Annotated in this window: 10 protein-coding genes; 7 read left to right on the top strand and 3 right to left on the bottom strand. The window is 33.2% G+C overall.

Features of this window, described 5'->3' with window-relative positions:
- The first annotated feature begins 192 nt into the window (after positions 1 to 192).
- From PL77_RS09200 to PL77_RS09230, 6 genes are all read left to right on the top strand, one after another.
- On the top strand, positions 193 to 1,296 hold the full coding sequence (locus PL77_RS09200) for a hypothetical protein (RefSeq protein ID WP_044203998.1): 1,104 nt from the start codon (positions 193 to 195) through the stop codon (positions 1,294 to 1,296).
- A gap of 215 nt (positions 1,297 to 1,511) precedes the next feature.
- Complete coding sequence (locus tag PL77_RS09205; RefSeq protein ID WP_044204001.1) at positions 1,512 to 1,814, top strand: hypothetical protein; 303 nt, start codon at positions 1,512 to 1,514, stop codon at positions 1,812 to 1,814.
- A gap of 48 nt (positions 1,815 to 1,862) precedes the next feature.
- On the top strand, positions 1,863 to 2,324 hold the full coding sequence (locus tag PL77_RS09210) for a hypothetical protein (RefSeq protein WP_044204004.1): 462 nt from the start codon (positions 1,863 to 1,865) through the stop codon (positions 2,322 to 2,324).
- A 232-nt stretch (positions 2,325 to 2,556) separates the two neighbouring features.
- Positions 2,557 to 5,331, top strand: coding sequence for a leucine--tRNA ligase (leuS, locus tag PL77_RS09215; protein ID WP_044204006.1), 2,775 nt, complete (start codon positions 2,557 to 2,559; stop codon positions 5,329 to 5,331).
- Between the two features lie 587 nt (positions 5,332 to 5,918).
- Positions 5,919 to 7,136, top strand: coding sequence for a bifunctional 3,4-dihydroxy-2-butanone-4-phosphate synthase/GTP cyclohydrolase II (locus tag PL77_RS09225; protein ID WP_044204008.1), 1,218 nt, complete (start codon positions 5,919 to 5,921; stop codon positions 7,134 to 7,136).
- A gap of 59 nt (positions 7,137 to 7,195) precedes the next feature.
- A complete protein-coding gene (locus PL77_RS09230) occupies positions 7,196 to 7,594 on the top strand; it encodes a redoxin domain-containing protein (RefSeq protein ID WP_044204010.1) in 399 nt (132 codons plus the stop codon).
- A 1-nt stretch (position 7,595) separates the two neighbouring features.
- Here PL77_RS09230 and phhA read toward each other — a convergent pair whose 3' ends face one another.
- From phhA to ftsH, 3 genes are all read right to left on the bottom strand, one after another.
- Entirely contained in the window at positions 7,596 to 8,345 is a 750-nt protein-coding gene (gene phhA / locus PL77_RS09235) for a phenylalanine 4-monooxygenase (protein WP_044204012.1), read from the bottom strand.
- Between the two features lie 118 nt (positions 8,346 to 8,463).
- On the bottom strand, positions 8,464 to 8,688 hold the full coding sequence (locus tag PL77_RS09240; RefSeq protein ID WP_044204015.1) for a hypothetical protein: 225 nt from the start codon (positions 8,686 to 8,688) through the stop codon (positions 8,464 to 8,466).
- A 1-nt stretch (position 8,689) separates the two neighbouring features.
- Positions 8,690 to 10,633 (bottom strand): ATP-dependent zinc metalloprotease FtsH, encoded by a 1,944-nt coding sequence (gene ftsH, locus PL77_RS09245; protein ID WP_044204016.1) that lies wholly within the window; start codon positions 10,631 to 10,633, stop codon positions 8,690 to 8,692.
- A 259-nt stretch (positions 10,634 to 10,892) separates the two neighbouring features.
- On the opposite strand from ftsH, the gene PL77_RS09250 reads away from it, so the two are divergent.
- Positions 10,893 to 11,819: a tetratricopeptide repeat protein gene (locus PL77_RS09250; protein WP_044204019.1), complete on the top strand. Its 927-nt coding sequence runs from the start codon at positions 10,893 to 10,895 to the stop codon at positions 11,817 to 11,819.
- Positions 11,820 to 11,849 lie beyond the last annotated feature (30 nt).

The raw sequence follows: 11,849 nt of genomic DNA on the forward strand, positions 1-11,849 counted from the left end.
GTAAAAAACTACGAAAATGGTGTTGAAAAATGATCCTTTAAAATAAATGTTTAAGTCTATTTCATGTGTTATGTATCCTTTTATACCTCAAAATCATTAGTTCTGATACTTATGTAATTCAAATATACTATTATACTTTTAAACACATTCTATAATATTGTTTTTATTAATTTTTAGTTGCAATTTGCAACTATGAGTTTAAATAAATTAGAACAAATTGAATTAGAATTCGAGATCCTTATTCAAAAGGATAGAAGAAACTGGCTTAGAGTGGCAAAACTTCTAGACCAAATAGAATCTCAACAACTTTATAAATTAAGATCAAGATCTTTTACCGAATACGTAAAAGGCTTAGCCCAAAAAAACAGAATCAATATTTCAACATTATGGAGAGCGAGGTCAGGAGCAAAGCTTTATTTAGAAATATTAGAAATGAATCATCTTGATGAATTAGATGAATCTATCGTTAAAACTACACCGGAACAATTAGAAACGTTTAGTAAGGTAAGAACAATAGCTCCAACTAAAATTGTAGAAGATGTAAAAGAAAAAATGTTGAAGGGTGAAAATATGCGTCATGAGTTAAGAGAATTATGGCAAATCTATAGACCCTTAAAAGGAGGAAAGACCGAAAGAGGGCGTAAAAAAGAGGAGCCCGTTGTAATTACAGATAAAAAGAGCAAATCTCAATTTGTATTGCCTTATCAATTAAAAGATACAGTGAGGAATGAGAATGTACAGAAAAATACTGTCGACACTTATTGGCAGGATTTAAAAAAGATGGAAAAGTACCAACTTTCATCAGAAAACCTTGCTAGAGCAAATATTCTTAATGCATTAAGATCGGAACAATGGATTGCAAGAACACTTAAAGTTGATTTTTCTTCCAATCATGAACATCTTGTAGCTTTTGTGATTCAACAACCTTCAAAAGTCGTCGATATAATCACATTGGCTAAACCTGAAAAAAACTATAAGAAAAGACCCGTTATCATTGGTTCAGAGATTATTACAGATTTATCATCATTCAAATCTCAAAAACAAAAAATCATCACGAAGTCATTATTTTGTGATTATTTCTATTTGGCAATTCCTATGAATGATGAATACATTCAAAAAGCTGAACAATTCTGTAAAGATTCAAACCTTGGAATAATATGTATTGGTGATCATTTAGCAAATGACACGAAACATATCTGTAAAATTCATTCGTTAAGCACATTAAAAGAACCTGATCAGAATTATGAATACATTATGATGCAGAAAGTGATGGAAAGATTATTAGGTTGGAATTAATACTTGAAGCATTAGCATATACCATTTAAATAAAATATAGTAGATAAATATAATAAACATTATGTTAAATAGATGTTTTTGAAGTTTTAAATATTGATTTTATATAATTCATTATCAATGCTTTAATATAGATTTTTATCCTCATTTTAGTTGTTAGAATGATTCAATGTATATATATTTGTAATACATAATTCATTAAATAACTACTTCATATTATGAAACATCTTTTGATCTTATTCCTAACAACCTCTCTCCTTCTTGCTACAAAAACCTTTGCGACAGAAGACAATGAGAAAGTAAAAAACTACACAATCATATCTGTTACTTTAACCGTTCAATATGGTGATGGTTATTTTCAAATTACAAGACGATTATTCAAAGCTTTACATCTTCCTGAAAATGAAATGACTTGGCATCATGTCAGATACATTAAAGAAATGTATAATGAAAAATACAACTCCTACGATTTGAAAGTAGGAAATGAAATCACTATTTTGAAAGCCGAATTTATTAAGTGACTGAATCAATGAGGAAGAATTGTCTTCCTCTTTTTCTTTTTAGAATAGATGGAAAAATTAAATATTGAATATAAAAAAGCTTTAAAGGCACATTGTAAATCTCTAATAGTTGATAAAGTAAAATCATTAGAGGAAGCCATGGAAAGTGCCCAGCAATCTGCTAATGCTGAAACAAGAAGTACAGCTGGTGACAAACATGACACGGCTCGTGCGATGATGCATTTAGAAAAAGAAAAAATGGGTACGCAGCTATCTCAAAACCTTCAATTATTAAAAGTGATTGAGGAAATTAATGATACAAAGTCTGATACAATTAAGCCTGGTAGCCTTATTAAAACGAATAAAGGATTGTATTATTTATTGATAAGTATCGGTCAAGTGAAATTTGATAAGGATAATGTATTTGTAATTAGTGCACAATCCCCTATCGGAAAAATATTTATAGGAAAATCAATAAATGAAAAAGTTAAATTCAATGGAAGTGAAATGACAATTCTTGAATACATCTAATCGCCTTGATTTATAAAAATAAGGTTTCTTAAGTAATAGAACCTAAAGCTTTAAAATTGACAATTATTATTGTTTGATTTAAAAATCTTAGTTTATCCTACTCTTAGAAGTATTATAAAATAGATTTATTTATATCTTTGCTTGATTTATTGATTTCAGGTCAAAAATTAAAGTACTAAGGCTTTAGTACAAAGACAAAAAACGCAATTAATTTTTAGGATACATCTATAGTATGTCTGAATATAACCATAATTCATTTGAGCCTAAATGGCAGAAATATTGGCAAGACAACAATATTTATAAAGTAGATATTGACAAAAGTAAGCCAAAATATTATACACTTGATATGTTCCCATACCCTTCTGGAGCTGGTCTTCACGTAGGTCACCCAATGGGATATATTGCTTCTGATATTGTTTCAAGATACAAAAGATTAAAAGGCTTCAATGTCCTTCACCCTATGGGATTTGATTCTTTTGGTCTTCCTGCAGAGCAATATGCGATTGAAACAGGTCAACACCCTGCAATCACTACAGAGCAAAATATCAGTACATTCAAGTCGCAAATGAATAAAATCGGTTTCAGTTTTGACTGGAGTCGTGAAGTTCAGACATCTTCTCCTGAATACTATCGTTGGACACAATGGATCTTTGAACAATTATTCAATGCCTACTACGATAAAGACGAGAATAAGGCGAAAGACATTGCTGAGTTAGTAAAACACTTTGAAGCAAACGGTTCTGAAGGAATCAATGCTGAATGTGATGATGATGCAAATGTATTCACTGCTGAGGATTGGAAAGGTTACTCAGACAATGAAAAAGCCACTATCCTATTACAATATAGATTGACTTTCTTATCTGAAGCAATGGTAAACTGGTGTCCTGCTTTAGGAACTGTTTTAGCCAACGACGAAGTTAAAGATGGTGTGTCTGAAAGAGGTGGACATCCTGTTGAAAGAAAGAAAATGAAACAATGGATGATGCGTATCACAGCGTATGCGGATCGTTTATTGGGTAACTTAGATCGTTTAGATTGGTCTGACGCTTTAAAAGAAATGCAACGTAACTGGATTGGTAAATCGATCGGTTGTGAATTAGACTTTAAAGTAGCAGATAGCGATATTACTTTAACGGCTTTCACTACTCGTGTTGACACTGTTTATGGTGTTACTTATGTAGTTTTAGCTCCAGAGCACGAATTAATCCCTACTTTAACTACAGATGCACAAAAAGAGGCAGTTGAAACGTATGTTGAAGAGGCAAAAAATAGATCAGAAAGAGATCGTCAATCAGACGTGAAAACTGTATCAGGTGTATTTACTGGTTCTTATGTAATCAATCCATTGACTGGAGAGAAAGTTCAGTTATGGATCGCAGATTATGTATTATCAGGATACGGAACAGGTGTTGTAATGGCGGTTCCTTCATCAGATGATCGTGACTTCCGTTTTGCAAATCACTTCGACTTACCAATTATCCGTGTAATCGAAGGAACTGAAGATATGGAAGACCCTACTCAAGTGAAGAAGGGTAAAATGATCAATTCTGGTTTCTTGAATGGAATGGAATCAGATGATGCGATCAAAGTTGCAATTGACAAATTGGTGGAATCAGGTCAAGGTAAAGCGAAAGTAAACTTCAGAATCAGAGACGCAGTATTCTCTCGTCAACGTTATTGGGGTGAGCCAGTTCCAGTTTACTTTGATGAAAATGATTCTCCTCAATTGGTACCTGACCAACAACTTCCATTAAACTTACCAGAAGTTGAAAACTACTTACCTACCCCTGAAGGTGATCCACCACTAGGAAATGCTAAGGATTGGAAATTTGATGATAAATTCGGTTACGAATTAACAACAATGCCAGGTTGGGCAGGTTCTTCTTGGTACTTCTTACGTTATATGGATCCTCAAAACAAAGAGGCATTCGTTAGTAAAGAAGCGGTAGAATACTGGAACCAGGTAGATTTATATGTAGGTGGTACTGAGCACGCAACAGGTCACTTATTGTACTCACGTTTCTGGAACATGTTCTTATTTGACATGGGCTTCATCGGTCACGAAGAGCCGTTCCAAAGAATCGTAAACCAAGGTATGATCCAAGGTCGTTCTAACTTTGTTTACAGAGTAAAAGGTACGAATCAGTTTGTTTCTTATGGTTTAAGAAAAGACTATGATGTTCAACCTCTTTACGTAGATGTGAACATCGTCAATAACGATGAATTAGATACAGAAAAATTCAAAGAGTGGCGTAAAGATTATGCTGATGCTGAGTTTATCTTAGAAGATGGTAAATACATGTGTGGTCATGTTGTAGAAAAGATGTCAAAATCGAAATACAACGTAGTAAACCCAGATGTAGTCATCGAGAAATACGGAGCAGATACACTTCGTCTTTATGAAATGTTCTTAGGTCCTATCGAACAATCAAAACCTTGGTCAATGCAAGGTATTGATGGTGTTTGGAAGTTCTTAAGAAAGATGTGGAGATTATTCTACAACGATCAAGGACAATTGGTCGTAACTGATGGTAAAGCTACTCCTGAGGAATTAAAGATCCTTCATAAAACAATCAAGAAAGCAGGTGAAGACATGGAGTCTTTAAGTTTGAACACTACAGTTCCTGCATTCATGGTATGTGTGAATGAGTTAGCTGCTGCAAAATGCCATAAGAAAGATGTATTAGAACAACTTTTAGTAATCTTATCTCCTTTCGCTCCTCATATTGCTGAAGAGTTATGGCACGAGGCTTTAGGACATGAAGATTCTGTAATTTTAGCTTCATTCCCTGAGTTTGACGCTTCATTATTAGTGGAAGCATCACATACTTACCCAGTTTCTATTAATGGTAAAATGAGAGTAAAAATTGATCTTCCAATTGATATTTCTCAAGAAGAAGCCAAAGAAGCTGTTTTTGCCAACGAAGTAGTTCAAAAATGGGTAGAGGATAAACCAATCAAGAAGTTTATCTTCGTTCCAAAGAGAATTGTAAATGTTGTTGTATAACACTTTATAAATACAAAACGGAAATAGGCAATTCAGCTTATTTCCGTTTTTTTATACGATATGCTAAAAAGGTTCATGGGGCTTGGGGCCCTTCTAGGTTTGGGAATTGGTGATCTTGTTTATAAATATATTCAGGATATTCCCAGAAGTAATATCAATCATAAAACAACTATTTTCATTAGTTGTGTCATCTTTATTTTCATTGGTACTCAGCTCTATCAATTTAGTAAAGATAAAGATGAAAAGTGGCTACAATCGAGTATGATTATACTCTATATGATGGGAGGATTAATACTCGTTATGAGTTTAGTCCTAACAAGTTTTTTAAAATAAATGAATAAGTGTTCTTACAAAGCATAGCTGAAACCTAATTTTTGGAAACAAAAGTTTTTGTTTTTAGTTAAAATAAAAAGTTAAATTTTAAGAGATGTTCTGATTCAATTGTCTTTAAATTATCAAACTTTGCTCTTAAATAGTGGAATTTTACTAAATCAAAGGATTCAAACATGCTCAAATAGTTTATATATCAATAATATTTTACCTTTGTGTTATAAACATGTTGAGAACAATTCACATCCATATATAAAATGTCAGAACAATTCAAATTAGATACCATTGAAGATGCAATTGAAGCAATCAAAAATGGTGAAATAGTTATTGTAGTTGATGATGAAGATAGAGAGAACGAAGGTGACTTTATCTGTGCTGCTGAAAAAGTAACTCCGGAAATCATTAATTTCATGTCTAAAGAAGGTAGAGGTCTTATCTGCTGTGCTTTGATTGAAGATCGTTGCGAAGATCTTGGACTTGAGTTAATGGTGGGTAAAAATACAGCTGCGTTTGAAACACCTTTCACTGTATCTGTTGATTTAATTGGTCATGGATGTACTACAGGTATTTCAGCAAGTGATCGTGCTAAAACAGTACAAGCTCTAGCTGATCCTAATATTGATCCAGCAGTTTTAGGTAAGCCAGGACACATCTTCCCTCTTAAAGCGAAAAGAAATGGTGTTTTAAGAAGAACTGGTCATACTGAAGCTACAATTGACCTTGCTCGTTTGGCAGGTTTGGAACCTTGTGGTGTACTTGTTGAAATCATGAACGATGATGGAACAATGGCACGTCTTCCAGATTTGGTTCATGTAGCGAAGAAACACAATTTAAAATTGATCAGTATTGAAGACTTGATTCAATACCGTTTGAAGTTGGAAGAGTCTCTAGTAGAAGAAGAAATTGGTGTGGATATGCCCACTGAATTCGGACACTTTAACTTAAAGGCATTCCGTCACACACAAACAGGTGAACAACACCTTGCACTGATTAAAGGTGACATTACTACGGATGAACCTGTAATGGTCCGTGTTCACTCTTCATGTGTAACAGGCGATATCTTTGGTTCATGCAGATGTGACTGTGGTCCTCAGCTTCATGGAGCAATGGAAATGATCGAAAAAGAAGGTAGAGGTGTTATTCTTTACATGAATCAAGAAGGTCGAGGCATTGGCTTGGTCAACAAATTAAAAGCCTATAAACTTCAAGAAGAAGGTTTAGATACTGTAGAAGCGAACAAAGCTTTAGGTTTTAAATCTGATCAAAGAGATTATGGTGTTGGTGCTCAAATCTTAAGAAAATTAGGTGTTAGTAAAATGAAATTGATTTCTAATAACCCTAAGAAAAGAGCTGGTTTGATTGGTTATGGTCTTGAAATCGTTGATAGCATTGCTATTGAAATTTCTCCAAATCAATACAACAAAAAATACTTAGAAACAAAGAGAGATAAAATGGGACATAATATCCTAAAGTAATTCTTTCTAAATTATATTATAAGAGCGTATAATTTCAGTATTATACGCTCTTCTTTTTTATGGAAACATTTGAATTAAGAAATTATAAAGGACAAGTCCATCGTTTTCAATTAAAGAACACTCTGATTGTCTTTTTACCTACCGTTTCTTCTAAATTGGATAAAGAGCACCTTCTTTTATTAAAAAAGGAGATGAAGGCTATCACAAAATACGTTGAAAATGTATTTGTCATTGTTCATCAAAATGAAGAAGAAATTGCGAAGGTATTAAAGAAAAAGAACTTCCCTTTCCCTATTTTGGCTGACTCGAAAGCAAGAATTGCAAAGCAATTACAATGTTATCTATTGCCGATAGGTATTGTTCAGAGAAGTTCTTTTTTATATGATATCAATGGTGCTCTACTTTTTAGAAAAACCTTTATGTCCAATATAGAAGAGCATTTTGAGTTTATAGATTAATCTATTGAATAATAATATCGTTTTTCACAACTTTACCCAATAAACGATCCAATTCATCCAAACTGTCATACAACTCTTTATAAGAACTAATCACCCAATATTGTTCCTGAAATTTATCTTTGATATAAGGAGTTTGAATAATCTCTAGAACATTGAATTTATGACGTTTTGGAATATCAGAAAACAGACTGTATTCACTTTCGCCTTTAGAAGAAAGTATTCCTGCTCCATAAATCCTTAGCCCTTCTTCTTTCTGAATTAAGCCGAACTCAACTGTATACCAATATAGGCGTGAAATTAATTCAATAACATGTTCGTTATCAATATAATTCAACGCAATAACACTCATTTTTTCGAGGTATTGACAGAAGAATGCATTGGTTAAAAGAGGTACATGCCCATAAATGTCATGAAACATATCAGGTTCTTCTAAATAATCCAATTCAGACAACTTTCTAAACCATGTAGATGAAGGGAATTTTTTAGCCTTCAGAAGCTCAAAAAACTCTTTATTGGGAATAAGTCCCGTTACTGGAGCAATACTCCACCCCGTAATAGATAGTAGCTTCTCGTCCAAATTTTGGAAAGATGGAATTTTGTCTTCCTCAAACCCGATGGCTTTGATCCCCTCTAAAAAATCATTTTCAGCTAATGATGGTAATATCTTCATTTGCCTTTTGTAGAGTGTTTGCCATACTTGATGGTCTTCATCAGTGTACTTATCGTACTCCTGTTTTTCAATAAAATACATGCTAGTGATTGGTTAAATATGTGAATTTTATGTGTTTAATTATTTAAAACGAAAAAATAGTTAGTGAAGTTAAAAGCCATACATTTTAAAATTATAAAACGTATGGCTTTCAATATAATTACATTCCAGAAATAATTATACCTTTTTCTTTCAAAATTTCTTTTGATCGATTTTCAGTATACTCTTTTTGACTCTGGTCAATCTGAAAATCTGACATTATATTATCAATGAAGATTTCAAAAGTAACTAAGTCTTTAGATATACTTCCACTTTTCAGCATATCTTTAATTCCTTTTGCTTCTCTTAAGATAAATTCATCAATTTTCTTTTCTTTACGTATCATTTTAAACTGCTCTTGGTCCGAGAATTTCTAGGACATCTTGTTCATCAAGAATCTCTTTCTTTAATAGAATTTGAGCTAATTTCTCTAAATCATCTCTTTTGCTATTTAAGAACGCAATTGTTTCCTCATAACAAGTTGCAATAATTTCTAAAGATTCTTTGTCAATCTCTTTTTCTAAGCTTTCAGATCTTTTGTGAGAAGCTCCTCCATTTCCTAGAAAATTATTCTGCCCTTCTTTTTGTAACGACAAGTTAGGTAATTTTTCACTCATACCATATACTGTCAACATTGAACGAACGATAGAGGCAACTTTCTCTAAATCATTAGAAGCACCAGTACTGATATCTCCAAAAACGATTTGTTCAGCAGCTCTACCTCCTAAGAGACCTTTAATCTTACCTAATAATTCATCTTTACTCATTAAGAAACGGTCTTCAGTAGGTGCTTGTAATACATAACCCAAAGCTCCTGAACCTCTTGGTACAATAGACACTTTTCTTACCGGATCAGCACCTTTTGTAAAGTGCCCTACAATAGCATGACCAGCTTCGTGATAAGCAACTGTTTTCTTTTCAGATTCACTGATTACAGCATTTTTCTTTTCTAAACCAGCAACTACTCTTTCAAAGGCATCAGTAAAATTAATTTGCTCTACCTCCGTTTTACCTTCTCTTGCTGCCAATAATGCTGCTTCATTACATAAATTAGCAAGATCAGCTCCTACAAAGCCAGCAGTTTGTGCTGCAATCTCTTCCAGATCAACAGAACTGCCTAATTTAATTTTACTCGAATGTACCATTAGACGGCCATTAAGATCAGGTCTATCTACCTGTACTTGACGGTCAAAACGACCTGGTCTCAGTAATGCTTTATCAAGTATCTCCGGTCGGTTTGTTGCTCCTAATACGATAACGGTTTGATCAGCAGCAAAACCATCCATCTCAACTAATAATTGATTCAGTGTATTTTCCCTCTCATCATTACCAGACATTCCGTTAGAGGATCTACTTTTTCCTATGGCATCTAATTCGTCAATAAAAATGATACAAGGTGCTTTTGATTTTGCTTGAGTGAAAAGGTCTCTCACTCTGGCAGCTCCCACACCCACAAACATTTCAACAAAATCAGAACCTGACAAGCTGTAGAACTGGACACCAGCTTCACCTGCTACTGCTTTTGCTAATAATGTTTTACCAGTACCTGGAGGGCCTACTAACAAAATACCTTTTGGAATTTTTGCTCCTAATTCTGTATACTTTTCTGAATTTTTGAGAAAATCTACAACCTCAGCTAATTCTTGTTTCGCTTCATCACAACCGGCTACATCGCCAAAATTAACAAGGTGTTCAGCATCTGCAGCGTAGATTTTGGCTTTACTTTTTCCGACATTGAGATAATTATTACCTCCACCTCCACCAAGGCCTCCGGCTTTACCCATTCTTCGCATCACAAAAGCCCATATCAAGAAGAGTAAACCAAAAGGTAGTAACCAATTGGAGAAAAAGTTGCCTAACCAATCATTTTCAATAATGCCCTTATAATCAATATTAGCTTCCTGCAAGTCAAGAATTAAATCAGGATCGTCTAATTTGATGACGTAAAATTGTCGACTTAAGTCTTCCTTTCTTCTTTCATAGTCAATTCTCCAAGGAGCCGCTTTTCCTGTAGCATCAATTTTCCATAATCCATTTCTTTTACTAGCATCAGTAGAGTCTACTTCAGTAGTATCATTAATTATCGAAGTAGAAGATTTAATTATCTTACCATACACCTTATCATCTGCAATTACCACATGTTCAATTTTACCATTTGCAATACTATCTCTGAAAGCATTGTATGAGAGCTCTTTTACATTGGGTCCTGAGAAAAATAAAGCTTCTAAAAATAGCATTCCTCCAAGAATGCTTAAGAAGTACCAAATTGAAAATTTAGTTCTATTTTTCATGAAATTATCTGTTTGAAGTTTTATTCAATCAACACAAAATAAAAGTTAATGAGAAAATTTGAAATAAAAAAAAGCCTGGCGCTATTAGCGACAGGTTTTCTACTAGTGTCAAATTAATTATCTTTAAAACGCATTAAATACGTTGTATTATTCTTTTATAGGAAGCATTGCTTCTGATTTGTAAAAATATCAAAAGTTTACGTGAAACCAATGGATTAGTGCTTATACATTTGATAAAATTCAATATATAAACCTTTTTATGCTTGAAATTCCTTCATTTGCATTTTCTTTTAAAGCTTACTCAGAAAAGAAGAAAAGTTATTTCCTCTTACCTAAATTAGGAAATATCAATGAAAATGGCATCTATTTAACAGGAGAATTAATCTCTTTCTATGATATTTTACGGATGACTTACTTTGGTGGTTACTTAATTATCACTTTTAAGAACTATCCGCTACTAGGCAAAAGGACTGCACATTGGAGAATTGCTAAAAATAATGCCTTAGTTATTCGGTCAGGAATGATCAAAGATATTAAAAGATCCTTTGATATTTTTATCTCTCAAAATGCAGAAAAAACACGCCGATGCGGACATTGTGACAATCCTATTAACTGGGATCATCAATTAGATACACAATATCATTATTGTAATGAATGTCATTCTATCTCTGATAAACACGGTTTATTATTCTCAAATGGAGAATTATTTGATATATGCCCTGAAACAGGGTATTACGACCGATTAGGGTATAGAAAAAAATACGAATATTACTTTTTTGAAAAGAAATTTTATTGGAAAACAACCAAATACTACGGGGGCGATAATTTAGGAATTGAGTTTTTCCATAAAAATATTTTGAAAAACTTAATGTTCTTGATTGGTGTTCCAGGCACACTGATAGAGTATTATAAAGCAAACCAAGGACATCATCCTGATTTTACAGAATTAGCAGAAGCTAATTTTGCCAGTAGATGTGGAGAATTAAAAGAAGCAGCTGACCTATATACCAAAATGCAGATGAGATTACCTTACTTTCCTGCATTACATTATAATTTGGCAATCGCCTACTTGCAATCCAATAACAAGGAATTGGCTAGACGATATTTCCAAAAATCATTAGAAGGCTGTTCAAATTATGAACCTACCTTGAAAGTATTGAAATACTTATCAGAAAAAGAAGGTTAGTAAAAAGAGGCTGTCTCATAATTGAAAAAA

The sequence above is a fragment of the Flammeovirga sp. OC4 genome, assembly GCF_000812565.1.
Classification (GTDB): Bacteria; Bacteroidota; Bacteroidia; order Cytophagales; family Flammeovirgaceae; genus Flammeovirga.

Bases quoted from the DNA above. Each gene is read 5' to 3' on its own strand.
- PL77_RS09225 (WP_044204008.1), top strand. From the start codon at position 5,919: ATGTCAGAACAATTCAAATTAGATACCATTGAAGATGCAATTGAAGCA.
- leuS (WP_044204006.1), top strand. From the start codon at position 2,557: ATGTCTGAATATAACCATAATTCATTTGAGCCTAAATGGCAGAAATAT.
- PL77_RS09230 (WP_044204010.1), top strand. From the start codon at position 7,196: ATGGAAACATTTGAATTAAGAAATTATAAAGGACAAGTCCATCGTTTT.
- PL77_RS09240 (WP_044204015.1), bottom strand. From the start codon at position 8,688: ATGATACGTAAAGAAAAGAAAATTGATGAATTTATCTTAAGAGAAGCA.
- phhA (WP_044204012.1), bottom strand. From the start codon at position 8,345: ATGTATTTTATTGAAAAACAGGAGTACGATAAGTACACTGATGAAGAC.
- PL77_RS09200 (WP_044203998.1), top strand. From the start codon at position 193: ATGAGTTTAAATAAATTAGAACAAATTGAATTAGAATTCGAGATCCTT.
- PL77_RS09205 (WP_044204001.1), top strand. From the start codon at position 1,512: ATGAAACATCTTTTGATCTTATTCCTAACAACCTCTCTCCTTCTTGCT.
- PL77_RS09250 (WP_044204019.1), top strand. From the start codon at position 10,893: ATGCTTGAAATTCCTTCATTTGCATTTTCTTTTAAAGCTTACTCAGAA.
- PL77_RS09210 (WP_044204004.1), top strand. From the start codon at position 1,863: ATGGAAAAATTAAATATTGAATATAAAAAAGCTTTAAAGGCACATTGT.
- ftsH (WP_044204016.1), bottom strand. From the start codon at position 10,633: ATGAAAAATAGAACTAAATTTTCAATTTGGTACTTCTTAAGCATTCTT.